Origin of the sequence: Niallia tiangongensis, assembly GCF_044704065.1 — a bacterium.
Classification (GTDB): Bacteria; Bacillota; Bacilli; order Bacillales; family Cytobacillaceae; genus Niallia; species Niallia tiangongensis.
This window is the reverse complement of sequence record NZ_CP162613.1, coordinates 3,801,184-3,827,872: the sequence shown is the minus strand read 5'-3', so window position 1 is coordinate 3,827,872 and position 26,689 is coordinate 3,801,184. Positions and strand designations below refer to the sequence as shown.

The window sequence follows — 26,689 nt, the reverse complement described above, 5'->3', positions numbered from 1 at the left end:
GAAAGGAGAAAGAAATGATACAAAAAATAGGGGAATATCTATTTGGGGATATGTATATTTGTTATTTTACAGCAGATAATTTTAACAACGTAGAATGGATTGTTCTACCTAGCAAACTATCAAATAAAATCAATTTGCCTAAGAGGAATAAATTTGATTCTCTGATACAAATAAAGCTTGTTGGAGATGATTATCCTAAAGGATTTGTGACAGGTAAAACCATGCGAAATAGTCAAACAACCAAAGAATTACAATATTGTAGGCAAGAAAAAGTTGAAACAGAAGTAGAAATCATCGTAAAAACTTACCTTAAAGATAGTTATGGGGATAGCGTTATTCACTATGCTATATATGATAGACGATTTGATGTTATTGAAAGCTTTACAGAATTTATTAATCTATCTAATTGTGAGAAAGAAATTGAATTATTATCTAGTTTTTCATTAAGTTGTTTGTCACCATTAAATACCAAAAATAAAGTAGGTAACCTCTTTTTACATAGATATCGGAGTAAATGGGGAATGGAGGTCAGACATGAACGACAGCCTATTGAATATTATCAGTTAGAACCCTCATGGAAGCCATCTGGTGTAGGAATTGAAAAATATGGTCAAGTAGGCTCCATGCCAGTTCGTGGCTTTTTTCTTTATATTTGTATAGAGGATGAGGAAAATCAAGTTGCTTGGGCAGCACAAATTGGACATCCTGGTTCATGGCAGATTGAGGCATATCGACTTGATGAGGATTTGTGTGTTTCTGGAGGAATAGCGGATAGAGACTTTGGAGATTGGAAAATACTTGTTCGAATGAATGAGAAATTTCGTTCACCTTCTGCATATTTGACAGTTTCAGTGGATGGAGAGGTAGGGGCTACTCAGCGACTTACTGATTATCAAAATCGTGCTTTACTTAGCCAAGAAAAGGTAATTGAACAGCATTTACCAATACAGTTTAATGAGTTTTGTTCCACTTGGGGAAAGCCATCAGAGCAATCAATCCGTCAAGATATTGAGCGATTAAAGGGGAAGGGAATTCAGTACTATGTGATTGATGCTGGCTGGTATGCAGATTCCAAGGTAGGATGGGAAAAAAATATGGGAGACTGGATTATTAATCCTAACCAATTTCCGAATGGTTTAAAAGATTCAGTACACCTAATAAAGGAGAATGGTATGACTCCTGGCATATGGTTTGAAATCGAAACAGTAGGAAGAGAAGCTACAGTCTTTAATCTAGTAAATCACTTATTGCAAAAAGATAATGTTCCCATAACGACAGGAGATAGACGTTTTTGGGACATGCGAGATAGATGGGTACAACAATATTTGAAAGAAAAAGTAATAAATTTTTTAAAGGAATATGAATTTGGCTATTTAAAAATTGACTACAATGATAATTTCGGTGCAGGTTTCTCACATCCAGAGTCTTTAGGTGAGGGGAACAGAGTTCAACTATTGGCAACACAAAAGTTTATTAAAGATATTAAAGAAGCTTTGCCAGATTTGGTTATCGAAAATTGCTCTTCTGGTGGACATCGCTTGGAACCAACGATGATTGGGTTAACGGATGTATCCTCTTTTTCCGATGCTCATGAAGATGTTGCAATTCCTATTATTGCTGCTAATCTACATTCCTTATTATTACCTAGACAAAGTTTGATTTGGGCTGTTATTCGGAAAAATGATTCTATTAAAAGAATCCATTATTCCATGATCAATACATTTTTGGGAAGAATGTGTCTATCTGGAGATATTCATAATTTGTCAAAAGAACAATGGGAAGCTATTGATAAAGGAATAGAATTTTATAAAAAAATAGCAAGTATCTTAAAAAATGGAAAGAGCTATCGATATGGAAATGATACTCTTTCTTACAGAGAACTGTAAACAGTCACTTTATATCCTCTCAAATACCGTTGGAATTTTCAAATTCCTCCGGAATTGTTTATATACTTCTCTAGAATAATGTGCTAAATTTTTTGCATATTAGAAGGGGGAGTTTTTTTATGATCAAATTTCATGATTTTGGTATCAGCTTAGTGGAGTATGAAAAAAGAGGAAAAAAGAATGAATTTCCTTTGTTTGATGTATGTCCAAACTGCAAATGTCATGCCCATGGGAATCTTCATCGTAACGGCTATTACTGGCGATATGGAATAACTGATGAGACAACCGTACGTATCCCAATTTGTCGCCTAAGATGTTTACAGTGTGGAGTGAATATCTCTATCCTTCCAGACTTTCTTATCCCTTATTTTCAACATACTATTCATACAATTATAGAAAGAGTGATGAAAATTCTTCAAAGGAAAAAAGCGAAAGGCAGCCGACAATTATTGAGGTTCCATCTTAATCGTTACTTAAAATGTATTAATTGGATTCACAGCTTCTTTATCAGCTTGGGGAAGAAAAGTGGCATGTCAGAGGATATAAATAGAGAAGCCACAAAATATATGAAAATGATCCTTGATTTTGGCGAATCACCCTTCTTACGAAGGTCACGGGGTCACTTATCAAAATACTTTATGGCAAATTAATTCTATCATATTTGGGTGAATTTAAAAATGTTCTTTGTCCCACATACCTTTTTCATAGTCAGAAAATATCGAAAAAAGTAGAATAATAACCATGGATGACCGGTCATCCTTCTATGAAAAAGGAGGAAGATTCCATGAATGAAAAAGAGCGTGAAAAAGTGGCCTTATTTCGGTATGGCTTAATAGCCCCCCTCTTGAATGGACAAGTTGACCCGAAAGAATATTTAAAAGGATTAGAGGGTAAGGTTCATTCTGTCCCTCATTATGGAGAAAGGAAAATTGCAGAGAAAACAATGAAAGAGTGGCTGCTTCATTATCGAAGAAATGGGTTTGAGGCACTAAAGCCGAAAAAGCGCATGGATAGAGGGAATTCTCGACGGCTGTCCCCTGATGACCAAGATCTTGTTCTTGAAATACGAAAAAAATCTCCCCATATGCCGGTTAGTGTTTTCTACGAACAACTAATCGAGCGTGGAGAGATACAAAAAAATCAAATATCTTACTCTACTATAATTCGATTATTAAAAAAACACAACCTTGTAGGAAAGCAAATTTTAGCGACTCCAGAAAGAAAACGTTTCGCTCACGACAAGGTGAACGTATTGTGGCAGGCCGATTTATCTCATGGGCCATTTGTGCCCATCAATGGAAAAAAGACAAAGACCTTTTTAATTGCCTACATTGACGATTGTTCTCGCCTTGTGCCGTACGCGCAATTCTTTTCGTCAGAGAAGTTTGATGGATTAAGAGAAGTCACGAAAGAAGCTTTAATTCGAAGGGGAAAGCCGACCATCATTTATGCGGATAATGGCAAGATTTATAGATCTGAAACGCTTCAATATGCTTGTGCTCAGCTTGGGATTACCTTAGCTCATACGCAGCCGTATGATCCCCGTGCGAAAGGGAAAATAGAAAGGCTATTTAAAACGATTCAAACACGGTTTTATCCATTATTACAAGCGGAGCCAGCCAAGTCATTAGAAGAGCTGAATGAGAGGTTTTGGCGATGGCTTGAGGAAAATTATCATCGAAGAGTTCATGCCTCTTTAGAGGGTAAAACGCCTCATGAGGTGTTCCACTCTCAACTAAAGGATATAACATTTTTGGAGGATTTGTCTATTCTTGAAACAATCTTTTTGAAAAGAGAGCAACGGAAGGTAAAGGCTGATAGTACGATAACCTTAAATAAGCAACTCTACGAGGTACCTTCACGTTTTATCGGTTATTCCATCGATGTGAGGCTAGACGAAAAAGGTGTCTATATCTTTGAGAATGATAAGAAAGTGGCTGAAGCAGTTCCGGTATCCATGAAGGATAATGCGCATGTAAAACGGGCTCGCTCTCCATTTTCATTATCTCAAACAGCTGAATTGAAAGGGGAACAAGATCATGTATAAATCTTTTTACTCTTTAGCTCAAGCACCATTTTCGAAGGATATACGGCCAGCGGATGCGTTTCCCTCCACTGATTATCAAGGGGCTTTAAATGCATTAAATTATTTACAAAAATCAAAGGGAATGGGTCTCCTTATTGGGGATCCAGGCGCAGGCAAAACCTTTACCTTGCGGTCCTTCAAGGAGTCATTAAACCCTTCTTTATATCATCTAATCTATTTTCCCCTTTCAACTGGTGGTGTCATGGATTTTTACCGGGGGTTAGTATACGGCTTAGGGGAGGAACCGAAGTTCCGTAAAGTTGATCTTTTTAGGCAAATTCAACATGGAATCGAGCGAATGGCTGGGGAACGGAAGATCACACCCGTTTTCATTTTAGATGAAATGCATATGGCCAAAGATGCCTTTTTGCAGGATATCGCACTATTATTTAACTTTCAAATGGACTCAACTAATCCGTTTATCCTGGTTTTAGCTGGCCTACCGCACTTAAAGACTCGCTTAGCGTTAAATCATCATCGGCCACTATCACAGAGAATGATTATGAAATATGAGATTCAACCATTATCGAAAGAGGAAGTATCCAATTATATACATCATCATATGAAGCTAGCAGGATCGAAAATGCCTATCTTTACAGAAACCGCTATAGAAGCTATTGCTTTACGTTCTCAGGGTTGGCCGCGTGTTATTAATACATTAACGATTAATAGTTTATTATTTGGATCTCAGCTTAATAAGGAACAGATTGATGAGGAAATTGTTAGGTTAGCTATAGAGGATAATGGCTTGTCATGAAGCGTGGGATATTAGTATTTGACCATTATCAGCAAGAATGGAGAGCGTGGTTAGGACAACAGTCCTTTTGGGTAGAGCAAGGCCAGTCATTTGAACTGAGAATCCAAACCAGATATTTAAAGGCAACCTTGGAAAAGGACTTTGATTGGTTCATAACTCTTGAAAGTGAAGTAAGGTTCGTTCTCCACACTCACGAGGTGTATAAAATCCGGATAAAAAGACAGGATTATATGCCAGTTCATGCCCCTTTTTAGGGGTTTTCTTTTACCAAATTTAAGCTGAAATTAGTTGAAAAAGATTTTGCACATTCCGAAATATAGTGAAAAAAATAGCACATTATTTCAGATTTTCTCCCGGATTAAAGTGGAAAAGAGTATCTGGAATATTATGCTCGTTTACAAGAGAACCAAGTGGACAGCAAGCTGTCGTTCGTTATGAGAACAACAGAAAAGAAGCTTTAATTGTTGCCCATAGTTTTATAGAACCGAAAGCCATTCATATCCCCATAAATAGTAAATTCGTAGTGGAAGATATATATGGAGAGCAATTACCCGTAAAGACAGAATCAGATGGGAAAGAGTTGGTAATCGATTTCACGGAGAATTTCCAAGCAATTGCATTTTTACTAAAAGTTGAGGAATAGGATCATCTGAAATAATAGACCTGCTATGAATAAAAGCTTATGACACTATTTTCGACACAAAGTTGGTTATCAAACAAATCGTATATACCAAAAAAAGTCCATATATAGAAAGTTTTATACTGATAGTATCTCGACAAAAGATGGCACGGAATTTGCTAGATTTAAGATAAGTACTTTTTTAATAAATAAGTAAGGTGGAGAACTGAATGGTAAATAACGATATAAAACAATGGGCAAATGAAATTTTTGAAAAGCTTGATTATAAATTAAGTATTCAAGCGACACGCTTAGGCGATTTGATTCCGTATGTTCCAAGCGATGGAAAGTATCTAGATATGGGTGAGAAAGATATTGTGTGGTGGACCAATGGATTTTGGTCAGGAATAATGTGGCAGATGTATCATGCGACGAAAAAAGAAGTTTATAAAAAAACAGCTGAATCAAACGAAGATCGATTAGATGCTGCCTTTGATAAATATACAGGTTTGCATCATGATGTTGGTTTTATGTGGTTACATACAGCGGTGGCAAACTATCGATTAACTGGGAATGAACGGTCAAAAGCAAGAGGGTTACATGCTGCACATCTATTAGCAGGTAGATATAATCCAAGGGGCAAGTTTATTCGTTCTTGGAATAGAGATCGGTCCGGTTGGGTTATTATTGATAGTATGTTGAATATACCTTTGCTTTATTGGGCCGAAGAAACTTTAGATGATCCACGCTTCCGATTTATTGCAGAAGACCACGCAGATACAGTTATGAATAATATTGTACGTCAAGATGGTTCTGTTCATCATATTGGTGTTTTTGATCCTTCTACAGGCAAACTATTGGAAACTCCTGGAGGGCAAGGGTATGAATCTGGTTCGTCTTGGTCACGTGGTCAGGCGTGGGCAATATATGGTTTTGCTCTAAGCTATGTCCATACAGAAAAAAAGGAATATTTAGAAACGGCCAAAAAGGTTGCTAATTATTTTATTGCTAATGTTGAAAAGACTGGGTATATTCCTTTAGTTGATTTTCGAGCACCAGAGAATCCTGTTATGTGGGATACATCTGCAGGAGTATGTGCAGCTTGTGGTTTCTTAGAAATAGCCAAACATGTTGGAACATATGAGAAAAAACTTTATATAGATACAGCAATTAACATTTTGAAAGCAACGGAAGAAAAATATGCTAATTGGAATGTAGAAGAAGATAGTATTATTGATTTTGCTACAGGCTCTTACCATGATGAAGTAAATACAGAAGTTCCTATTATTTACTCAGATTATTATTTTGTCGAAGCAATTTTAAGATTACAAGAATCAGACTTTTTAATCTGGTAATGAAAAGGGCTATTCGTAGAATAGCCCTTTTCATTTAAGAGTGAGTAAGGAGAGAAACTTATGATTGAGTACATAGGAGAGAATAAACAATTTAATCTTTATACAAAAAGTAATCAACTTTCATTAAGTGTTTTACCTAGTGGTCATCTTACCTTATTATATTTTGGCAAAAGAGTTTCTAGTGAATCTCTTCATTATATTGTAGGAGAAATTAAGCGTGCTAGTTACATAGCTGATACAGATAGTACGAAAGATTTTAAACTAGAACAGCTACCTCTTGCTTATCCAGATTATGGAAATCCAGATATGAGAACACCGGCCTTTCAGTTTACTTATGAAAATGGTAGCAGAATTTCTGATTTTCGTTATAAAACACATTATATCTTCGAAGGAAAAAAAGGTATACCAGGACTTCCTAGTGCGTCAGCGAAAGAAAATGTATCATCTCTAGAAATAGTATTAATAGATAAATTGACAAGTAATGAAATTACCTTGTCAATCAGTTGCTTTGAAGAATACGATGTTTTCACACAACATGTGGAAGTTTTTAATTATTCAGAAGAAGTATTAAAAATCAATCGATTAATGTCCACCAATATAGACTTTTTAACAGATACATTTGAATTGATTTCTTTAAATGGAGCATGGGGAAGAGAAACGCATATTCAACGTAATAGAGTCCGCCAAGGCTATCAAGGGGTGGATAGTAAAAGGGGAGCTAGTGGACATGGCCAAAATCCCTTTATTGCACTTGTTGATCAATCTGCTGATGAATATCATGGGAATGTATATAGCATGAATCTTATATATAGTGGGAACTTTATCGCAAATGTAGAAGTAGATATGCATCAAAATACACGAATGCAAATAGGAATTAATCCCTTTGATTTTGAATGGGTATTGTTACCGAATAAATCCTTTTATACTCCAGAGGTTGTATTAGTATATTCTGATCAAGGTTTTAACCGAATGAGTCAACTTTATCATCAATTTTATTTAGAGTGCTTAATGCAAAGTAGTTATTCCAAAAAGCTACGTCCAATTTTGATTAATAATTGGGAAGCAACTTATTTTGACTTTGATCGAGAAAAAATATTGAAACTAGCAAAAGAAGCAAGTCAATTGGGAATAGAGTTGTTTGTATTAGACGATGGCTGGTTTGGGCAAAGGAATAGCGATGATACGTCACTAGGTGATTGGAAAGCGAATGAGATGAAACTTGGCGGTCCACTCAAAAGTTTAATTAATGAAATAAACCATTTAGGAATGGATTTTGGGATATGGATTGAACCGGAAATGATCTCTAGAAAAAGTGAATTATTTAATAAACATCCTGATTGGATTATTAAAGTTCCGAATCGTGTACCACAACAAGTTCGTAACCAGTATGTTTTAGATTTGAGTCGAAGAGAAGTACAAGACTTTTTAATAGAAACGATTGACAGTTTGCTGTCGGAAAATAAAATTTCTTATCTTAAATGGGATATGAATAGAAACCTAACGGATATGGGGAGTCACGTATTACCTAATGATCGTCAGAGAGAAGTAGGACATCGGTATATTTTGGGATTGTATCGGGTTTTAGATGTTATTGTAACAAAACACCCGGATGTTCTTATTGAAAGTTGTGCAGGCGGTGGTGGTAGATTTGATCCTGGTATGCTCTACTATACCCCACAAATATGGACAAGCGATGATACGGATGCGATTGAGCGCCTTTTAATTCAAGAGGGAAATTCTTTCGTTTATCCTTCGGTATCAATGAGTTGCCATGTTTCAGCTGTACCAAATCATCAGGTCGGAAGAATAACATCTCTGAAAACAAGAGGGATTGTTGCCCAACAAGGAAACTTTGGCTATGAGATCAATTTGCTTGATATAACGGAAGAAGAGAAGATGCAAATAAAAAAGCAGATTGATTTTTATAAGCAACATAGAGAAACGTTACAATTAGGTAAACATATACGACTAGCTGTATATGATGAACAAAATGAAGTAGCGTGGATGAAAAGTGATGAGGATAAAGTGATTGTTAGCCATATATATCGATTAGCCAAAGCAAATACAGTTCCGAAACGACTTAAACTCAGTCAGTTAGATGAAAATGCAGTATACAATTTGGCAGGAACAAACCGACTGTTTAGCGGCAGTGAACTTATGGAAATCGGTATCGCTTTAGAGCGACCTACATATGACTTTTATGGTACTCAATGGATTTTAACGAAACAAAATAAAAAGGAGAGGGACGCATGCTGATACTAAAATTGAAAAACAAAGAAGGACAAGTCATTTGTGAACGTTCGCACCAATCAGAGACATATTTGGCATTTAAAGAATATGAATATCAACTAGGAGATTATATAGAATTGATGGTAGAGAATGCACCAACGTTTTTATGGGTACAGGTCGATGAGGGGCTCGCTCCAAGTCTGATTTACTTAACAGAGAAGATATGGAAGTATGAAGTGGTGATAGATAAAACGTTAAAAAGAGCATTTTCACCTAAAAATTTTAATGGTGATCGTCATTATATGATGGCAAAAATTGCGACCGCACAAGATGTAGGAGCATATCGAAATTTAGCATTAAATCCTCATGACCAAAAAGAATGGTCTGGTGCATTTCCCCATGCTTATGCAAATGTAGAGACGAGAAATGATTCCACATTCTTTGCAAGAAATGCAATAGATGGAATGATTGCAAATGAAAATCATGGTTCATTTCCTTATCAATCATGGGGAATCAATCAAAAAGAGGATGCACAGATTACTATTGATTTTGGAAGGTTAGTAAGAATTGATAAAATTGCCCTCGTTTTAAGGGGGGACTATCCACATGATAGTTATTGGACGCAAATGACTATCGCATTTATTACAGGTGAAGAATTAACTATTTATCCAACAAATAAATTAGATCGTCAATTTTTTCATTTTAAAGAAGTAGAAACAAGTTCGATTACTTTAAAAAATTTAATCAAACATGAGGATGAATCGCCATTTCCTGCACTTACGCAAGTTGAAGTTTTTGGAAGGGAAATTGCTGATTAATTAGGGGGATATCCCAAATTGTTGTATTGTCAAAAAGATTAACTTTCTATAAAAAAGTGAAATTAAGATAGTGAGGTAAATTAAATGATAAAAAACCCCATTTTAAAAGGCTTTAATCCAGATGCAAGTGTAGTGAAAGTAGATAAAGATTATTATCTTGCAACCTCTACTTTTGAATGGTGGCCAGGTGTAGAAATCTACCATTCAACTAATTTAGTCAATTGGGATTTAGTAGCCCAGCCATTAAGCAGAACAAGCCAAGTGAATTTAGTCGGAAATTATAATTCTGGTAGTATTTGGGCTCCACATCTTAGTTATTCGGAAGGAAAGTTTTGGCTTCTTTATACAGATGTTAAAACAGGAACGGCATTTAAGGATACATTAAATTATGTTATTTCATGTGAAACGATCGATGGAGAATGGGGTGAACCTACTTTTGTCACTGCAAGTGGGTTTGATCCTGCCTTTTTCCATGATGATGACGGGCGCCACTATATAATGAGTATGCTCTTTGACCATCGGCTAGATAAACCGAACTTTTATGGATTACTTATTCAAGAATATGATTTGAAGGAACTGAAGTTAATTGGGGAAAGAAATCACTTTTTCAAAGGTACAGATTTAGGTGTCTGTGAAGGTCCACAGATTTTGAAAAAGGATGGGTGGTACTATTTACTATGTGCAGCAGGGGGAACTGGGTATAGTCATGCCTCCACTATTCATCGTAGCAAAGATGTTATGGGACCATATGAGTTGTCGCCATATCATCCTTTTATTACAACAAAAACGGATCCAACCAATCCTTTACAAAAAAGTGGTCATGCTTCATTTGTTCCGGTATCAGAGAATGAATGGTACATTGTACATATATGTTCACGACCATTAATAGAGCGCGGGAATTGCACTTTAGGAAGAGAAACAGCTTTACAAAAGATTGAATGGATAGAAGGGTGGCCAAGGTTAGCAAATGGGACACAGTATCCAGAATTAGAAGTAGAAGCACCTAATATAGCAGAAGGAATAATACAAACTGCAGACCATTCAACCTTTTGCGATTTTACAGAAACGACGTTGCCAACTTATTTTAAAACCTTAAGACGCCCTTTAGGAAATAAACTTTCTTTCACTGAACGGCCAGGATATATACGCTTATATGGAGAACAAAGTTTATCTAGCCTCCATCAACAAAGTCTAGTTGCAAGAAGATGGCAAAGCTTTACGTTCCGTGCGGAAACTGAGATGGAGTTTTCTCCAAAAAGCTTCCAGCAACTTGCAGGATTAGTTCTTTTTTATGATACAGATAACTGGCAATATCTCTATGTTTCGTATGATGAGGAAGCGAAAAAGAGATATATTCAAGTGGAAACGGCTGATATTAATCAATTTAGCTATCAATCTGAGCGAATATTTATTGAAAATGAACAGAAAGAGATTAAACTAGCTGTTGAAGTAAAGCGGGATAAAGGCCAATTCTATTATTCTTTTGGAACTACTTGGGAAACAATTGGGGAACTGACGCCAGCAGATCATTTAAGTGATGACTATATTAAAGTGAATGGTAAACTAGCTTTTACTGGGGCAATGGTTGGAATTTGTGCTCAAGACTTTGATGACCATAGCTCCTATGCTGATTTTAAGTATTTTAATTATCAAGAAAAATAATAGCAATAAGAAGCAATTCTTTGTCTATTTTGGTTGACCTAATCGACTAATATTGGCATGGGATTTGCTTCTTTTATTGTGAACGTGGTATGCGTTTACAATAAGAGAGGGAGGGTAATTCGGATTAAGCAGTTTAATACATGGAATGATTATGGAAGGGAGAAAACAAATGGTAAGAAAAAAGTTTATATTCTTGTTCTTGTTATCTGTGGTTAGTATAAGTCTATTAATAGAAAAGAATGCTTTTGCAGAAGAAAATGTAAACGGTATCAGTGAAGAGGTGGAATTACTGATCGAGGAGAATGATGGATTTGTACATCCGGGTATAAGTGTTGATCCATTAAAATTAGAGAATACAAGAAAAGAATTGATAGATGGAAATGATCCTTGGAAAAGCTTTTACGAAGCTATGAAAGAAACAAAATATGCTTCCTTATTATTTCAGTCAACCAATTTAAAAGCTGGAACAATTGATGAGCCCAAAGATCCTACTTTTAAAAAATCCTCGATGAATGTGAATTTAAGCAATGATGGATTTAGAGCATATACACAGGCTATACTGTATTATTTTACTGGAGATAGTCAATATCGATATAATGCATTACGACTTGTGAGAATTTGGGAAAATATGGACCCGGATGAATTTGAATACTATGCAGACTCTCATATCCATGTAGGAACCCCATTTTATTATATGATTAGTGCTGCTGAATTACTGCGTTACACTACTGTAATAGATAAGGAATATAATGATGAGCAAAATAAAATTTCAAAATATAATCTTGTTTGGACAGAAGATGATACAACGAAACTGACAAAAAATTTAATAAATCCTGTGATTAGTACTTTTCTGTATACGAATAATAGGTATTTAAATCAGCATGTATATCCTGTTATTGGAGCGATGGCAGGTTATATATTTAAAGAGGATAAAGAGAGATTTCATGAAGCAGTAGAATGGGCAATGGTTAATTCAACTACGGATAAACCAGAAATAAATGGAGCATTACAAAATCAATTTCATTTGATAGATAGTGATCATCCCAAAAATCCTATAGGTAAATCATATATACAACATTTAGAAATGGGGCGAGATCAAGCGCATGGATCTGGCGATGTGCTTAATTTTACAGGAATAGCAAGAATACTAACACAACAAAAAATAAAACTTGATCCAGTAAAAGGAACGGTCTCTAATGATTTAAATGCCGTGACACCTTACAATTTTTTAAATCGTCGAATATTAGCTGGATCTGAGAACCTTTATAGATATATGGGAGGATATACAATTCCGTGGACAGAACTGGGATATCAGGATTATGGAGGGAAAGTCTCTGAGGCTTATAGGGGAAGAACTGGATTATACTTTAATATGAGTGAGCTTTATGATGCATACAGGTATATAGAAGGAATGACAAAAGAAGAACTTGAACAACGGGCACCTCAAATTTCCTATATGGCGAAAAACCTTACCTCACCTATTTTTTATAATGGCACCGTTAAAACTAATTATTGGGGAAGTTTTAGTGATAATAAAATGACAGAAATAGGCTGTGAATATTGGTTATCTCTCCCAGCAGAACGTAATTTAGATCTAGAACTTGCTATTCCAGCACAAATTAAGAATAGCTCTGCTGTTTTCTTTGAGGAAAGAGCGGCAATTTTAGATGAAAATTTAGCAATGATTAAGAGTGAGGAAGAAACAACCTATATTCGTGTAAGGTCTGCAAAAAGCAAAAATGACATTATAGAGACGCAATATAACACTCAATATCCTAACGATAAAAAAACAATACGTGGTGGAAGTCAACTTGCTTTACCATCTTTAATTAAAAGTAGACAAGATGGTAGTGAATATATTTCACTCCGAATACGATCTACTGGAAATGCCAAGTTATTAATCAGTGGCAATAATTATTATAGTGAATCTTTTCAATCGGTTAGTATTCCTGATACAAATGGTAAATGGAAAAATATTGTATATACGGTAAATGCGAAAGAGCAAATATCCAGAACTGCTAGACAGTTAGAAAATCTGGATTATTATGCTGTTATAGCTGACAATAATGTTACTGTTGATTTTGATCAACTCCAATATATTAATATGGAAGGTGGACTACAAACGGACGTACCGTCATTTAAGGAAGAAAAAAATCCAACATACTATTTACTTAAGGGCATTCCATTTGAAAAACAAATAAGTGTGGAGAATAATACCGATGTTACATTGAGCCTTGTAAATTCACCTAATGGAATGACTATTAATCAAAATGGAACCCTCAAATGGGTACCAAATAAAAAGACAAAAGATCCAATTGAGGTAACCGTTATAGCTGCTAATGGGAAAGTTATAAACACTATTACCATAAAGATGAATGTCGCAAATAATAAAAAACAAGCATACAAAGAAGTGTTGGCTACACTTAATCAGGATCAGACTTATACAACGAAGAGTTATCAGCAGTTTTTAATAAATAAAAACGAGGTAGAAAAATTGCTGAAAGGAAAAGCGGATGATGCTAAATTCTTAGAAACGTTGAGAATGTTGGTAGAAAGCATTAATGAATTAGAGCTGTTAAATCCAAAATTAGAAGATGGAACATTTAATTATTTTGCTTACGATTCTATCATTTCTTCTGTAACGACAATGAACAAAGATAATCTGAAAAATTTGATGGATAACGATACAGCTACGCACAGTGGCGATGTTAAGCAACCAATTGTATTTGATTTCGGGTCTGACTATCAAATGAAAGTAAATGCTTTTTCCTTCCAAGCAAGAAGAGGGTTTCCGAATCGATCAGAAGGAACGAATGTATATGGTTCCAATGATGGTGTGAATTGGATGTTATTAACAGAGGCTCATACATCGAATACAGAAGAAATAGAAAGAGTTCAAGTAAAAGAATCATTGACAGAGGAAGGATTTAGATACTTGAAATTTCAAGTTGATTATCCTGGGGTCCCTACAGATCCTGCTTATCCTGGAATTATTTCTTATGCTGAGATAAGGATAGAGGGTATTAGACAGGAAATAAATAATTAATAACATGAATTAAAATAATGTGTAACTTGGATAGTAGCGAACTTTAGGTAACTATCCAGTATGGCAATAATTAATTTAGTGAGTAATATTTTAAAGTGGTAAACAGAGTAAACAGCCGCAAATTGTTTAAAGCGGCTGTTTTATTTATATTAATCTAGTGCGGATTTCGACAAAAACTATATATGCACAATATAATTGTTTATGTGTCGAAAAAAACAAAAAATTAATTAAAGAGTATAGAGAATAACAGGTTAATCATTTTAATCATTACGACAGAAAGTTGGCACGAAAATTGCTATATATAGATTGAAACAATAAAAAAGGGAGACTGTAGAGAATGACAAAGAAAGTTTTTTTAGTTTCACACAGTAAATTCGCTGAGGGAATAAAAGGTGCAGTAGAAATGATTGCTGGAAAACAAGATAATCTCCATGCCTTTTGTTTAATGGAGAACAATTCGCCGAACAAATTAATTGAAAAAATTAGAGATGAAATTGCAGAAGAGGACCAAGTCATTTTGTTGGCGGATATTACTGGGGGAAGTATGTACAATGAAGCAATGTCTCTATTGGTTCTTCCGAATGTTAGAGTGATTGGAGGGATGAATTTATCATTGTTACTCAATATTGTGCTTGCTGATAATATCTCGGATAATGAGATGGATAAAATGATTCAAGATGCACGAGATGGAATAACTCGAGCACAATTACAAAAAACAATTCAACTAGATGACTTTTTTATTTAAGGAGGATACATGATGAACAAAATGATAAGAATCGATGAGAGATTAATTCATGGGCAAGTCGCATATTTATGGACGAAACATTTGAATTTGGACAGAATACTAGTAGCCAACGATAGTGTCGCAAACAATGAAATTCAAAAAACATCATTAGTAATGGCAGCGGGAGACAGAGTAAAAGCTAGTATTGTAGAAGTAAAAGATGCAATCGACATTTTAAATGATGAAAGAATTAATAATTTAAAAGTATTGGTACTAGTTAATAATCCACAAGACGCACTATATATTTGTCAAAATGTTACGGACATTCCAAAGGTGAATGTTGGAAATTATGGAAGAGTTAATGGGAAAATAAGTGAGAAGAAGACAATAACTGATAACTTGTACGTAAATGAAGAGGATAGCGGTATCTTTAAAAAGATAATCGATTTAAAGATACCCTTAGAATATCAATTAGTACCTGATAATACGCCAGCAAACTTAAAAAATAAATTTTAACCATTTATTACATGAAGGGGGAGTATGATTATGTTAGTTGAAGCATTGCTGATTGCATTAGTAACATATATTGCAAAGTTTTTCTCTTTAAGTTTTGCAAACATTCAAATGCGTCCAATTATTCTTGGTCCATTAGTAGGTTTGGTATTAGGTGATATTGAACAAGGAGTAATAATGGGGGCTGCTTTGGAGGCTGTCTTCCTTGGAGTCTTTGGAGTCGGAGGATCATTGCCATCTGATACAGAAATGGGGGCAGTAATCGGAACGTCATTTGCAATCTTAATGGAAAAAGACGTGGGTACAGCAGTAGCATTAGCAGTTCCAGTTGGCCTAATTTCTGTGTTTATATATCAATTAATTAAAATTGTATGGCATAACGCTGTGGTATCCATAGTAGATAAAAGCATTGAAAATAAAAATGATAAAGCCTTTGAAAGAATTCATATAATTGCAATGGTGGCTTTTGGGGTTCCATATGCAATAATATCATTTGTTTCTATCTTAATTGGAGTTGAACCTATAAATAATCTGATGAATAATCTTCCACAAGTTGTTAATGACTTTTTAACAATTGCTTCAAGATTGTTACCTGCATTAGGGTTTGGTTTGTTGTTAAAATCTTTATGGGACAAAGAGATTATCCCTTTCTACTTTTTAGGATTTGGATTAGCTGCTTATTTAAGTTTAGATACAATGGGAATCGCTATATTTGGAACAATTGCAGCAGTAGTTTATGCAGCAAATTATTTTAAAAAACAGAAACTGGAGCAGAAGCTATTATTCGCTGGTAATAACAACTCTATTTCTATAAATGAAAGCGGTAAACAGAATCCGAAAGATGACTTCTTTAATTAAAATGGGGGAGAATAGAATGGCTAAAACTAAACAAAAAAAATATAATATTTCTTCAGAAGAAAAGAAAGTATTAAAAAAAGTATTTTGGCGTTCTTTAACTCAATCTGCTGAAATGAACTATGTAAAAATGCAAGGGATTGGTTATGGATATGCAAGCATGCCCTTTCTAAAGGAAGTTTATAAAAATGATAAGGAAGAGTATTATAATGCATTAGAAAGAAGTGCTTCCTATTTTAATACTTATCCAGGTTTTGTTCCATTTATTATGGGAGTAACATTATCGATGGAAAAGGAAAACTCTATAAAAAAAATTGATAATATGGATGAAACGGTAAACGGTATTAAAGTGGGGTTAATGGGACCTCTTGCAGGACTTGGAGACTCCTTCTTTATGGGAACTTTACGTGTTATTGTTACAGGAATCTCATTAAGCCTAGCGACAGCAGGAAATTTACTAGGACCAATTTTATTCTTTTTACTATTCCATATTCCTTTCTTTTTTGTAAGATATTTTGGTACATTTGTTGGTTATTCAATGGGTGCAAGTTATATTAAAACTGCTACTGAAAGTGGATTGTTGAAAGCGGTAACGAAAGGTGCTACTATTTTAGGTTTAGTTATGGTAGGAGCTATGACATTCTTAAATGTTCCCTTTGAACTTACTTTTAAAACTACTATATCCGGACAAGAATTTGTATTGCAAGATATTTTAGATAAAATTATGAAAGGTTTATTACCTCTTGCACTAGTTTGGTTCAGTGCGCATTTATTAAGAAAAGGAAAAAGTGGAAATTTCGTATTATTATTTATCGTTCTGTTATCTGCATTGTTAGCTGTATTAGGAATTGCTGTATAGGGAGACGATAAAATGAATAGAAATGGACAAAAATGGTATACGAAATCTGGGAATCCAATTCAGGCTCATGGTGGCATGATTCTTAAATATGAAGAGAAATATTATTGGTATGGAGAAAACAAAGGTGCACCAAATGTAGAAGGATTAACCAGGGTAGATTTTATTGGAATTTCCTGCTATGTTTCGGATAATTTATTTGATTGGGAGTACCTAGGATTGGCATTGGAAGCAGAAGCAGATAAAAATAGTTATTTGCATCCATCTCGTGTTATAGAGCGGCCAAAGGTTCTTTATAATAAGAAGACAAAGAAATTTGTTATGTGGTTTCATTATGATACAGCAGATTATCTATATGCAGGAGCTGGTGTGGCTGTCTCTGATACACCACAAGGTTCATTCCAGTTAGTGAAAGTAATCAAACCAAACAGAAAAGACTGTAGGGATATGACGCTGTTTGAAGAAAATGGAAAAGGTTATTTGATACACAGTAGTGATTTTAACAAAACCCTTTATATTTCTGAACTGACAGAGGATTATCAAGATGTAACTGGTTTATATACGAAAATTTTAATTGATCAGGAAAGGGAAGCACCAACAATCTTTAAAGCAAATAACTATTATTTTATGATTACATCGGGATGTAGTGGCTGGTCTCCCAATGCTGCTCTTTATTCAAGGACATCCCATTTATTTTCGCCTGCGAAATTAATTGATAATCCTTGCGAAGGCCCAAATTATCGAAAAACATATAATGGACAGAGCACATTTGTATTTGAGCGTAATGGGGATTTCTATTTAATGTTAGATCACTGGGTACCTAATAACCTACAAGAATCAGGATATAGCATTCTACCAGTTTCAGTGAATAATCGAGAAATTACAGTAAGTTGGACTGAATTTCCCTTTACTAAAAACTAATTACAGAAGTTATTTTTAAAATGTATAGGATACAGGAAGGGGCTGATATATACATCAGTCCCTTATCGGAAATTACTAGCAAGAAAATAATAACAGAATAAAATCTGATGAAACAATAAAAACTATAATGAAAGGAGCTTACTTTATGCGTATTGAGCTGAACTTTGATCAGAATCAAAAACAAAAACAAAGACTTATATTGACACAGTCCATACAGCAATCCATCCAAATTCTTCGTTATGATAATGAAGAATTAAGAAATTTTCTTCAGGATAAGTCTTTGGAAAATCCATTATTAAAAGTAAATATAATGGATGATTTTGAAATAACTCCAGTTCGTCGTTCATCTCAATCCAATATTAATGGTAGAGAAGCTCCTGATATCAATCATTTAATAGATAATAGCTTTTCGTTACTTGATTCTTTGTACCAACAGATTCATTTAAATTATGATGATACATATATAAGAAAATTGCTGATTTTTTTAGTATTAAATATTGATACAAATGGATTTTTAGATATATCAATAGAAGAAGCTCAACGAGAAACTGGTGCTAAGCATCAAGAGGTTAAAGAAGCACTGAATTTATTGCAGCAATTAGATCCTCCTGGAGTAGGAGCGAGAAACTTACAGGAATGCTTGATGATACAAGTTCTGAGGGATAGTAGTTCGCCAACTTACACATATGAAATACTAAGAGAAGATTTTGAATTGTTTATTCAAAGAAAATGGCAACAAATATCGGAGAAATATAAAATAGAATTAAGGGAAATACAAAAGATTGCAGATTATATAAAAAAATATTCACCTCATCCAAATGGTGATTATGAAGATATTAGGAAAAATTATATTGTTCCAGATATAGTTATAAATGTTATTGATAATAATATAAGTATTTCTTCCAATATATCGAGCTCCAGCTTATTAACTTTTAGACAGAAATACTTTAATAAGCTATGTGAGGTAAAGGATAAAGAAGTTCAAAAATATCTAAAAGAAAAGAAAGAAGAATTTGAAGTTTTGCAAAAGAGTGTTATTCAAAGAGGAGATACGATTCTTCGCGTGGCTACTGAAATAGTAAACTATCAAAGAGATTTTTTCCTTGATTTTAATAAGCCTTTAAAACCATTAGGATTAAAAACAATAGCACAGAAACTAAATATTCATGAATCGACAGTAAGTAGGGCAGTGAATGGGAAATACCTAAAAACCAATTCGGGCGTATATGAGCTAAAATCTTTTTTTTCTAATGGATTAGAACAGAAAGATAATAGTGAAAATGTCTCAGCAATATCAGTGAAAATAAAAATTAAAGAAATAGTAGAAGCTGAGAATAAGAAAAAACCACTGTCTGATCAAAAAATATCGGATATAATAAAGAAAGATGGCATTGTAATATCTAGAAGGGCGATTGCTAAATATCGAGAAGAATTGAAAATTCCTTCTTCTATGGAGAGGAAAAGATATGATTAACTCAACTTTCGGACATAGAAAAACTCAATGAACCCTTGATGTAACTTGGCAGGGATTCAAACCAATGTGTTAATTGACCCGTTAAAGTTTCCGTGCTTAAAGAAACAGTACCTTTTGACATTGTTTCGAAAAGTTCTAGTAACTGTTGTAAAGCCGTAAGCATATCCAAATCTTTTACATCTTCGCACATTAAGAAAAAGAGTATTCCGATTGTTTTTGGGTCTTGTTCATTTCTTCTGCTCCATTCAAGCAGAGTATAGCGTGTCAAAACTAAGGTTGTATGGCTGATCATGGAATCATACGATCTACCTTGAAATTCCTTTGCGAGCTTTAACATTGACTTTGTGCATTTAAAGAATGTTTCAATGTCCCAACGCATACCATAAATCCTTACAATTTCTTCATCTGAAAGGGCAGTATCCGTGCTTAAAATGGCTAACCATTCACTCTTCTTATTGCGATTTCTAACAAAAACAATTTTGACAGACGTCTGTTTATCCGTTTGAAGGCATACTTGAATAGAGCCCAAGACACCTTTTTTTTGAAGGTTGGGCTTAACTACCTTAAACAACTCATCTAGTTTCAATAGTTTGTCGTTATAAAGGTAGCGTTGCTTCATTTGTTTGACCATGCCAATCACGAATAAGCCTTTTTCTGTAATCGATTCGATTAAAGGCGCATGTGTAAACCAAGTATCCATCAACACATAATCCGCCACTATGCCTTTATCTAAGCAGTTTTGGATAAGAGTAGCGGCCATTTCAGGTTTAGGTTGTATAGCTTCCAGACGACGCTTATATCCAGAAGTTCGCTTATCAATAGTAGAATCTATTTCACAATAACGGTTCTCCTTTTTAGTTGAACTGAGGAGCGCAAAGTCAACTGGTACAAACGAAAATCCGTCAGACCAACCGAGTGTTAACATGGAGAACCCCTTAACAAATTTATGTGTCACATGGTCATGAACACGTGCTAACAGCTCTACTTTTTTACTACGGTTACGTGAAAAAACTGAGTCATCCAAAATAAAAACGGAAATCCTCTTTGATGAAGTTAACCTTTCAAAACGCTGTGTAACTTCAAATGAAAGGGATAATAAAAACTTGCGCCAGTTAAATGTAGGCACCTTTAAGAAGTCATAAATGACATCCTTACCTGGAAGAACGGTTGCTTTTTTACTCAAACAAGCTTGATACCAGGTACGATGTTCAAATACTAAAAGAAACAAAAGTTGAAAAATGGTGAGGCATGAAAATCCAAGTTTTTTGGTAATACCCGCATTCCGTAAATGCCTTCCCACATTTAACTCCGAAAAGCTGTGTTTCATAGCTTGCGAGAGATGGACAAAAGACGAATTTTTCGATAACATAATGGTAGACACCTTTCTTTGTGTAATTGGTTTAGTCACCGTTATTTTACCAAAGAAACAGGTGTCTTTTCTTTTTATCTTCACAAAAGACAAAGAAAAGCAAATGGATATTAAATGGGGTCTACCCTATCAATCGTAAGGCTTTAAAAGTTAAATTCAACTCCGAAAGTTGAGTGATTAATAAATTAATTATTAGTATAGTGTCTGCCATCTTTTTCTTTTTTGATAATATTTTTGTGTGTTACCTTGATTTTATCAGAAGTGTTACTGCTCTAATTAAATAAGGTCAGTTGAATTTTGCGGCGAGTAAAATTCAACTGGCCTTACTCTGTACATAAGATTTTTTTATTTTAAATAAATATGTCTATCTTTTGAAAAGAATATACTCCTTCACACTTATCCTTTGTTCTTGACGGAATAATCTTGTTAAATAATTTGGATTCATTTCAAACTGATCTGCAAATTGTTTCACAGTAATATCTTGTGATAAGTGAACTTTAATCCACTCAGCGATATATTCTGTTCTCATTGCTTAGTGAGCAAAGAATTAAACTTGTAAAAAAATCATTACTACGTTCAGAGTACATGTAAGTTTTCATTGATGTAAGTAGTTGTCTGAATAATAAACGGTGGGATTTTGGATTCTGCATTTGAAAATATCAGGCAATAGAACGGTATTGTTAATACTAGTAGCAATTTGTTGTCGAGACATCACTTCAAATGCGCTTTTAAAAGAAGAATCAAAGATTTCTACTTTTTCCCAATCAGCTAAGAAGTAAAGCAATGGAAAGAGACGCTTTAATCTGTTGTTATCTTGCTGGATATTCTTGAATAAAGAGAGACAATCAGACATTTGTCTTGTTGAACAATTTATTGTTTCTCATTCTAATAAGTTAAATTCTCTTGTAGTAGGCAAAAATATTTGAAACTCTACAGAATTTTCTCGAGTTTTATGCTTCGGGAATGTTCCCCCATCATTGATGTATTCCCCAACCCACACCATAAAAAAATAAGCTTTTCTAAAGAAATTCTATACATAACTCCTCCAATACCAATGTCAGATTTTACACACTTATTATGTGGTTTCAACAGTTATATAAATATACAAACCTTATTATACTTGCGATTTCTCGTTAACTTAAATAAGGTAGCGCAAGTAGACTTTTTGTTTGGTTGGTTTCAACATGGAGCCCATTAAGGATGATTAAATTCAATAATATTGGGGCAAGAAGAAAGCTTTTTTTGTTTGCATTTTTTATTGAAATAAGTTTTACGGAGAAAAACAAACCGAATGTATCCTTAGGGCACGCTAGGTATTAAAGAATACAGTTATGTCCTTTTGCTTTTTGTTAGTCATTTAAGGTAATTATGATATGATATTTAGTATGGAAGATTAAATAATATTGTTTTGATATTAAAGGTAGCTATGTCTTTCTCAATGTATATTTCTCATCGAGAAAGACTCATATAGAGGTGATTTAATTGATTCATATTGGTTTAACCGGCTGGGGAGACCATATAAGTCTTTATGGAAAAAATACTTCATCCCAAAATAAACTAGTGGAGTATGCCGGTTACTTTCCCACGGTAGAAGTAGATGCTTCTTTTTATGCCGTGCAACCAGTGCGGAACGCGGAAACTTGGGTACGGAAAACACCAAACTCGTTTCAATTTATAGTAAAGGCATATCAGGGAATGACAGGACATAACCGGGGAGACATTCCATTTTCTTCTCATGAAGAAATGTTTTTTGCATTTATAGACTCCTTAGTTCCGTATATAAAAGCAGGAAAACTTGCCATGGTATTATTTCAATTTCCGCCTTGGTTTGATTGTACAAAGGAAAATGTCCAATACTTAAGAGCATGCAAAAGAAAGATGGGCGATATACCTTGTGCCCTTGAATTTCGACATCAATCATGGTTTGACTCAAAGTATCGGGAAAGCACGCTTCAGTTTATGCGAGAAGAGAATTGGATTCATAGTATTTGTGATGAACCACAAGTAATGCCAGGGTCTGTTCCTACTGTGCTAGAAGCTGTTGACGAAGAAAAAGTGCTAATTCGTCTCCATGGTAGAAATTATTATGGGTGGCAACAAAATAACAATCCAAATTGGCGAGAGGTACGCTATTTATATCGCTATAATAAGGTTGAATTAAAAGAGTGGGTCGCAAATATCAGCCACCTTGAAAAGGAATGTAAAAATATTTATGTTCTTTTTAATAATAACTCTGGTGGAGACGCTGCCGATAACGCCAAAGAGCTTATTGAATTACTGAATATAGAATATATGGATTTAGCTCCAAGACAATTAGATTTATTTTAAAATATTGGAGAAAAAGTAAGAAGGAGAAGAATAATCTCCTTGGATAAATAATTGCCTAAAAAAATAGAGAAAATTCAAAACAAGGAAGGCGAGAAGATGGAAGTCATCCACATATATCATACCAATGATTTACATAGCCATTTTGAAAATTGGCCAAGAATTTATGAATTGCTGCGTGAAAGAAAAAAATGGCATGACGAGGCTGGCGAAGCTGTTTATTTATTTGATATAGGCGACCATTTGGATTTGTCTCATCCTTATACAGAAGCGACTAAAGGTAGAATTAATACGGAGCTATTAAATAAAGAACGCTATGATGCTGTGACAATAGGGAACAATGAAGGGATTACCTTACCATATGAAGCACTAGATCACTTATATGATGATGCCTTATTCGATGTGATTGTTGCGAACCTTTATAAGAACAACGGAGAACGACCTGCATGGGCAATTCCTCATCAAATTTATAAAACGGCAAAAGGAACAAAAGTTGGTGTAATTGGCATTACCGCATATTTTGAACAATTATATGAACTTTTAGGCTGGAAATTGACAGAACCGATGCAAGAATTATCTAAGCAAATAGAAGAGCTTAGAGGACAGGTAGATATCATTATATTATTATCCCATTTAGGAATAAATGATGATGAGATGATTGCAACTAACCATCCAGAAATAGATGTGATTTTAGGTGCACATACGCATCATATTTTTCATCAAGGAAAAATAATTAATAATAATCTTCAAGGGGCTGCTGGAAAGTATGGCTATTATGTAGGCCATATTGAATTAAAGGTTGATGATTTAAAGGAAGTAATCGATAAAAAGGCGATATTATATGAAACAAGTAAATTGCCGATAGCGAATGAGGAAGAAGCAGTCATCGAAAATTATTATTTGCAAGGTAAACAGGCTTTATCAGAAAAAGTAGTTACTATTGATGAATACTATGCTCGAGAAGTTCTTGCGAAAATGCTCTGTGAAAAATTAGTCTCTTGGTGTCATTCTGATTGTGCCATCCTAAATGAAGGGTTAATACTAAATGGCTTACAAGCAGGGGATGTCACTTTCTTTGATTTATTATCGATTTGTCCACATCCAATTAATCCATGTAATGTTACCTTAACAGGAGCTGAATTAAAGGAAATCTTGCTTGATATGAAAGCAGAAAAATGGGAGACGATGCAGGTTAAGGGTCTTGGTTTTCGAGGGACTTTAATGGGGAAAATGATTTCAGCGGGAATTACACAAGAGAAAAGTGGAGAAAGAGATAGATATTATATACAATCAAAAGAAATAAAAGCAAATCATAGTTATGTCGTAACAGTACCTGATATGTTGACGTTTGGTAATTTTTTTCCGTCTATTTATCGTGCAGCAAAGAAAGACTATTTTCTTCCTGAATTTATGCGCAATATTCTTGCAGTTACTTTGAGAAAAGAAACAGGATAAAAGCATAAAGATCGTGTGTCTATATTTTGGATATTGATAAACTAAGAATTTAACACAGATTCCTCCTCTTCTGAATATAATTACCATGAAGGTAAAGAGAGGAGTGAGCACGAAGTATTATGATTGATGTGTATCCTGTAGAGATCAATGGACATACTTTTATCGCGGTCTCAGTACTATTGCCTAAAACTACCTTGCTTGCTGTTAAAAATGATAAGGGGTATATCATGTGCGGAGCGCTAGATGTAGGATTGTTAAATGATAAGCTAAAGGACCGAAAAATAATTGCTGGCAGAGCGGTTGGCGTTAGAACGATTGAGCAATTGTTAGAGGCACCTTTAGAATCAGTTACAATCGAGGCTGAAGCATATGGAATTCATAAAGGCATGATTGGAAAAGAAGCATTGTTGAAAATGATTTAAATCAGAGTGAAGTCTAGAAGGGTTAACGATTGATAGGATATCCTTTTTCGTTAATCCTTCTATTTATAAGGGGATTTTTTCATTTTCTTTTCTGTAGGTCTAAAGAAACGGTGCTGAAAGTACGATATAATATTTATATATAAATTATTAGGAGCAAATAAAGCATGAGATTAGTTGGGACGAAAAATGTAAAAGAAGGTGCAATCTTAGCTAAGCCCATATTAAATGATCGTGGAAAAGTGTTGGTGAATAGTGGGATGCGTTTAGAACAAAGGGTTATTAAAAGGCTGCTTGATTTTGGCGTCAGCTACGTATACTTAGAGGATAGGCATACAAAGGATATCAAAGTGAATCCTGCTATTTCAGAGCAGATAAAGATGGAAGCGATGCAAACCATTGAGAAAAGTTTCCAGGCAATAAAACAGACGGATTCTTCGAATATTTCGATGGTGATGGAAAAAAACACTCCTATTTTTAAAAAACTAGTTGGAAAAGTGCTAGCAGAGTTAAAGAATCATGAAGATCTTTATTCTATTATGTCAGATGTATATTTGTATGATAATTATATTTTTTTACATAGCTTAAATGTTACCATTTATACATTGGCGTTAGGATTAGAATTAAAACTTTCTCCTAAACAGATGGAAATTATAGGATTAGGTGCTATTTTGCATGATATTGGCAAAATGAATATTCCATTAGAGATTCTAATGAAACCAGGAAAATTGACAGAAGAAGAATATGAGATAGTAAAGAACCATGCAGAAGCAGGATTTGAAATCCTAAGAAATGTACAATCCCTGCCTTTGTTAGTGGCACATTGTGCTTTTCAGCATCATGAGCGGTTGAATGGATCTGGTTATCCTAGAGGTTTGATAGAAGAAGAAATACACTTATTTGGGAAGCTAATTGCTGTTGCAGATGTTTTTGATGCAATAACCTCTAATCGTGTTTATCATAATGCTCTATTACCACATGAAGCGTTAGAAATTTTATATACCGGTTCTGGTCGCCTATATGATGCGAAAATTGTCGAAGCTTTTAGAAGAGCCATTGTCCTTTATCCTAATGGTTTAAGTGTAAAGCTAAGTAATGGAGATAAAGGAATTGTCTGCAAACAAAATAAAGGAATGAATGAAAGACCGATTATTCGAATAATTGAACAAGATGGTAAAGAAATTCCTCCTTATGATTTGGATTTAAAAGAAGATTTCTCTATTCTCATAACGGAATGTGATACGATTTATAATCCATTATAGAATGCTCTATTTATGGCGATAAGAATGAGCAATTTCATCTTATCGCCAAGGAACTTAA

General features: G+C 34.4%; 23 protein-coding genes. 21 read left to right on the top strand and 2 right to left on the bottom strand.

What is annotated here, in order from left to right:
* Positions 1-14: 14 nt before the first annotated feature.
* The 17 genes from AB3U99_RS18430 to rpoN all read left to right on the top strand — a co-directional run bounded on the left by AB3U99_RS18430 (position 15) and on the right by rpoN (position 19,801).
* On the top strand, positions 15-1,886 hold the full coding sequence (locus AB3U99_RS18430; protein ID WP_400243045.1) for a glycoside hydrolase family 36 protein: 1,872 nt from the start codon (positions 15-17) through the stop codon (positions 1,884-1,886).
* A 119-nt stretch (positions 1,887-2,005) separates the two neighbouring features.
* Complete coding sequence (locus AB3U99_RS18425) at positions 2,006-2,536, top strand: DUF6431 domain-containing protein (RefSeq protein ID WP_400242239.1); 531 nt, start codon at positions 2,006-2,008, stop codon at positions 2,534-2,536.
* A gap of 134 nt (positions 2,537-2,670) precedes the next feature.
* Positions 2,671-3,933 (top strand): DDE-type integrase/transposase/recombinase, encoded by a 1,263-nt coding sequence (locus tag AB3U99_RS18420; RefSeq protein WP_400242241.1) that lies wholly within the window; start codon positions 2,671-2,673, stop codon positions 3,931-3,933.
* Entirely contained in the window at positions 3,926-4,729 is an 804-nt protein-coding gene (locus AB3U99_RS18415; RefSeq protein ID WP_400243044.1) for an ExeA family protein, read from the top strand. The genes AB3U99_RS18420 and AB3U99_RS18415 overlap by 8 nt, the downstream gene beginning before the upstream one ends.
* A complete protein-coding gene (locus tag AB3U99_RS18410; RefSeq protein ID WP_400242245.1) occupies positions 4,726-4,983 on the top strand; it encodes a DUF5348 domain-containing protein in 258 nt (85 codons plus the stop codon). The genes AB3U99_RS18415 and AB3U99_RS18410 overlap by 4 nt, the downstream gene beginning before the upstream one ends.
* A gap of 65 nt (positions 4,984-5,048) precedes the next feature.
* Positions 5,049-5,372 carry a hypothetical protein gene (locus AB3U99_RS18405; RefSeq protein ID WP_400243043.1) on the top strand — a complete coding sequence of 108 codons (324 nt, stop codon included), beginning with the start codon at positions 5,049-5,051 and terminating at the stop codon, positions 5,370-5,372.
* 206 nt (positions 5,373-5,578) lie between these two features.
* Positions 5,579-6,703, top strand: coding sequence for a glycoside hydrolase family 88 protein (locus tag AB3U99_RS18400; protein ID WP_400243042.1), 1,125 nt, complete (start codon positions 5,579-5,581; stop codon positions 6,701-6,703).
* Positions 6,704-6,763: 60 nt separating this feature from the next.
* Positions 6,764-8,959 carry an alpha-galactosidase gene (locus tag AB3U99_RS18395; protein WP_400243040.1) on the top strand — a complete coding sequence of 732 codons (2,196 nt, stop codon included), beginning with the start codon at positions 6,764-6,766 and terminating at the stop codon, positions 8,957-8,959.
* Complete coding sequence (locus AB3U99_RS18390; protein WP_400243039.1) at positions 8,953-9,750, top strand: hypothetical protein; 798 nt, start codon at positions 8,953-8,955, stop codon at positions 9,748-9,750. Before AB3U99_RS18395 ends, AB3U99_RS18390 begins: the two co-directional genes overlap by 7 nt.
* 84 nt (positions 9,751-9,834) lie before the next feature.
* A complete protein-coding gene (locus tag AB3U99_RS18385; RefSeq protein WP_400243038.1) occupies positions 9,835-11,412 on the top strand; it encodes a glycoside hydrolase family 43 protein in 1,578 nt (525 codons plus the stop codon).
* A 169-nt stretch (positions 11,413-11,581) separates the two neighbouring features.
* The gene (locus AB3U99_RS18380; RefSeq protein WP_400243036.1) at positions 11,582-14,458 is read left to right on the top strand and encodes a hypothetical protein; all 2,877 of its coding nucleotides are present in this window, start codon (positions 11,582-11,584) and stop codon (positions 14,456-14,458) included.
* A 337-nt stretch (positions 14,459-14,795) separates the two neighbouring features.
* The gene (locus tag AB3U99_RS18375) at positions 14,796-15,203 is read left to right on the top strand and encodes a PTS sugar transporter subunit IIA (RefSeq protein ID WP_400243035.1); all 408 of its coding nucleotides are present in this window, start codon (positions 14,796-14,798) and stop codon (positions 15,201-15,203) included.
* A 12-nt stretch (positions 15,204-15,215) separates the two neighbouring features.
* Positions 15,216-15,698, top strand: a complete 483-nt coding sequence (locus tag AB3U99_RS18370) for a PTS system mannose/fructose/N-acetylgalactosamine-transporter subunit IIB (protein WP_400243034.1) — start codon at positions 15,216-15,218, stop codon at positions 15,696-15,698.
* A 30-nt stretch (positions 15,699-15,728) separates the two neighbouring features.
* Positions 15,729-16,553 (top strand): PTS mannose/fructose/sorbose/N-acetylgalactosamine transporter subunit IIC, encoded by an 825-nt coding sequence (locus AB3U99_RS18365; RefSeq protein ID WP_400243033.1) that lies wholly within the window; start codon positions 15,729-15,731, stop codon positions 16,551-16,553.
* Between the two features lie 16 nt (positions 16,554-16,569).
* Entirely contained in the window at positions 16,570-17,409 is an 840-nt protein-coding gene (locus AB3U99_RS18360) for a PTS system mannose/fructose/sorbose family transporter subunit IID (RefSeq protein ID WP_400243032.1), read from the top strand.
* Between the two features lie 12 nt (positions 17,410-17,421).
* Positions 17,422-18,327 carry a glycoside hydrolase family 43 protein gene (locus AB3U99_RS18355; protein ID WP_400243030.1) on the top strand — a complete coding sequence of 302 codons (906 nt, stop codon included), beginning with the start codon at positions 17,422-17,424 and terminating at the stop codon, positions 18,325-18,327.
* Between the two features lie 145 nt (positions 18,328-18,472).
* Positions 18,473-19,801, top strand: coding sequence for an RNA polymerase factor sigma-54 (rpoN, locus tag AB3U99_RS18350; protein ID WP_400243029.1), 1,329 nt, complete (start codon positions 18,473-18,475; stop codon positions 19,799-19,801).
* 1 nt (position 19,802) lies between these two features.
* Here the strand turns inward: rpoN and AB3U99_RS18345 are convergent, their stop codons facing one another.
* Positions 19,803-21,170 carry a transposase gene (locus AB3U99_RS18345; protein WP_400243027.1) on the bottom strand — a complete coding sequence of 456 codons (1,368 nt, stop codon included), beginning with the start codon at positions 21,168-21,170 and terminating at the stop codon, positions 19,803-19,805.
* 364 nt (positions 21,171-21,534) lie between these two features.
* Positions 21,535-21,699 (bottom strand): helix-turn-helix transcriptional regulator, encoded by a 165-nt coding sequence (locus AB3U99_RS18340; RefSeq protein WP_400243026.1) that lies wholly within the window; start codon positions 21,697-21,699, stop codon positions 21,535-21,537.
* Positions 21,700-22,652: 953 nt separating this feature from the next.
* On the opposite strand from AB3U99_RS18340, the gene AB3U99_RS18335 reads away from it, so the two are divergent.
* The 4 genes from AB3U99_RS18335 to AB3U99_RS18320 all read left to right on the top strand — a co-directional run bounded on the left by AB3U99_RS18335 (position 22,653) and on the right by AB3U99_RS18320 (position 26,631).
* A complete protein-coding gene (locus tag AB3U99_RS18335; RefSeq protein WP_400243024.1) occupies positions 22,653-23,498 on the top strand; it encodes a DUF72 domain-containing protein in 846 nt (281 codons plus the stop codon).
* A 96-nt stretch (positions 23,499-23,594) separates the two neighbouring features.
* Positions 23,595-24,950, top strand: coding sequence for a bifunctional metallophosphatase/5'-nucleotidase (locus AB3U99_RS18330; protein WP_400243022.1), 1,356 nt, complete (start codon positions 23,595-23,597; stop codon positions 24,948-24,950).
* A 119-nt stretch (positions 24,951-25,069) separates the two neighbouring features.
* The gene (locus tag AB3U99_RS18325) at positions 25,070-25,372 is read left to right on the top strand and encodes a YunC family protein (RefSeq protein ID WP_400243021.1); all 303 of its coding nucleotides are present in this window, start codon (positions 25,070-25,072) and stop codon (positions 25,370-25,372) included.
* 164 nt (positions 25,373-25,536) lie between these two features.
* Entirely contained in the window at positions 25,537-26,631 is a 1,095-nt protein-coding gene (locus AB3U99_RS18320; RefSeq protein ID WP_400243019.1) for an HD-GYP domain-containing protein, read from the top strand.
* Positions 26,632-26,689 lie beyond the last annotated feature (58 nt).

What these genes read in the sequence shown, in the direction of transcription:
- AB3U99_RS18430 (WP_400243045.1), top strand. Translation starts at nt 15, where the DNA reads ATGATACAAAAAATAGGGGAATATCTATTTGGGGATATGTATATTTGT.
- AB3U99_RS18425 (WP_400242239.1), top strand. Translation starts at nt 2,006, where the DNA reads ATGATCAAATTTCATGATTTTGGTATCAGCTTAGTGGAGTATGAAAAA.
- AB3U99_RS18420 (WP_400242241.1), top strand. Translation starts at nt 2,671, where the DNA reads ATGAATGAAAAAGAGCGTGAAAAAGTGGCCTTATTTCGGTATGGCTTA.
- AB3U99_RS18415 (WP_400243044.1), top strand. Translation starts at nt 3,926, where the DNA reads ATGTATAAATCTTTTTACTCTTTAGCTCAAGCACCATTTTCGAAGGAT.
- AB3U99_RS18410 (WP_400242245.1), top strand. Translation starts at nt 4,726, where the DNA reads ATGAAGCGTGGGATATTAGTATTTGACCATTATCAGCAAGAATGGAGA.
- AB3U99_RS18400 (WP_400243042.1), top strand. Translation starts at nt 5,579, where the DNA reads ATGGTAAATAACGATATAAAACAATGGGCAAATGAAATTTTTGAAAAG.
- AB3U99_RS18395 (WP_400243040.1), top strand. Translation starts at nt 6,764, where the DNA reads ATGATTGAGTACATAGGAGAGAATAAACAATTTAATCTTTATACAAAA.
- AB3U99_RS18390 (WP_400243039.1), top strand. Translation starts at nt 8,953, where the DNA reads ATGCTGATACTAAAATTGAAAAACAAAGAAGGACAAGTCATTTGTGAA.
- AB3U99_RS18385 (WP_400243038.1), top strand. Translation starts at nt 9,835, where the DNA reads ATGATAAAAAACCCCATTTTAAAAGGCTTTAATCCAGATGCAAGTGTA.
- AB3U99_RS18380 (WP_400243036.1), top strand. Translation starts at nt 11,582, where the DNA reads ATGGTAAGAAAAAAGTTTATATTCTTGTTCTTGTTATCTGTGGTTAGT.
- AB3U99_RS18375 (WP_400243035.1), top strand. Translation starts at nt 14,796, where the DNA reads ATGACAAAGAAAGTTTTTTTAGTTTCACACAGTAAATTCGCTGAGGGA.
- AB3U99_RS18370 (WP_400243034.1), top strand. Translation starts at nt 15,216, where the DNA reads ATGAACAAAATGATAAGAATCGATGAGAGATTAATTCATGGGCAAGTC.
- AB3U99_RS18365 (WP_400243033.1), top strand. Translation starts at nt 15,729, where the DNA reads ATGTTAGTTGAAGCATTGCTGATTGCATTAGTAACATATATTGCAAAG.
- AB3U99_RS18360 (WP_400243032.1), top strand. Translation starts at nt 16,570, where the DNA reads ATGGCTAAAACTAAACAAAAAAAATATAATATTTCTTCAGAAGAAAAG.
- AB3U99_RS18355 (WP_400243030.1), top strand. Translation starts at nt 17,422, where the DNA reads ATGAATAGAAATGGACAAAAATGGTATACGAAATCTGGGAATCCAATT.
- rpoN (WP_400243029.1), top strand. Translation starts at nt 18,473, where the DNA reads ATGCGTATTGAGCTGAACTTTGATCAGAATCAAAAACAAAAACAAAGA.
- AB3U99_RS18345 (WP_400243027.1), bottom strand. Translation starts at nt 21,170, where the DNA reads ATGTTATCGAAAAATTCGTCTTTTGTCCATCTCTCGCAAGCTATGAAA.
- AB3U99_RS18340 (WP_400243026.1), bottom strand. Translation starts at nt 21,699, where the DNA reads ATGAGAACAGAATATATCGCTGAGTGGATTAAAGTTCACTTATCACAA.
- AB3U99_RS18330 (WP_400243022.1), top strand. Translation starts at nt 23,595, where the DNA reads ATGGAAGTCATCCACATATATCATACCAATGATTTACATAGCCATTTT.
- AB3U99_RS18325 (WP_400243021.1), top strand. Translation starts at nt 25,070, where the DNA reads ATGATTGATGTGTATCCTGTAGAGATCAATGGACATACTTTTATCGCG.
- AB3U99_RS18320 (WP_400243019.1), top strand. Translation starts at nt 25,537, where the DNA reads ATGAGATTAGTTGGGACGAAAAATGTAAAAGAAGGTGCAATCTTAGCT.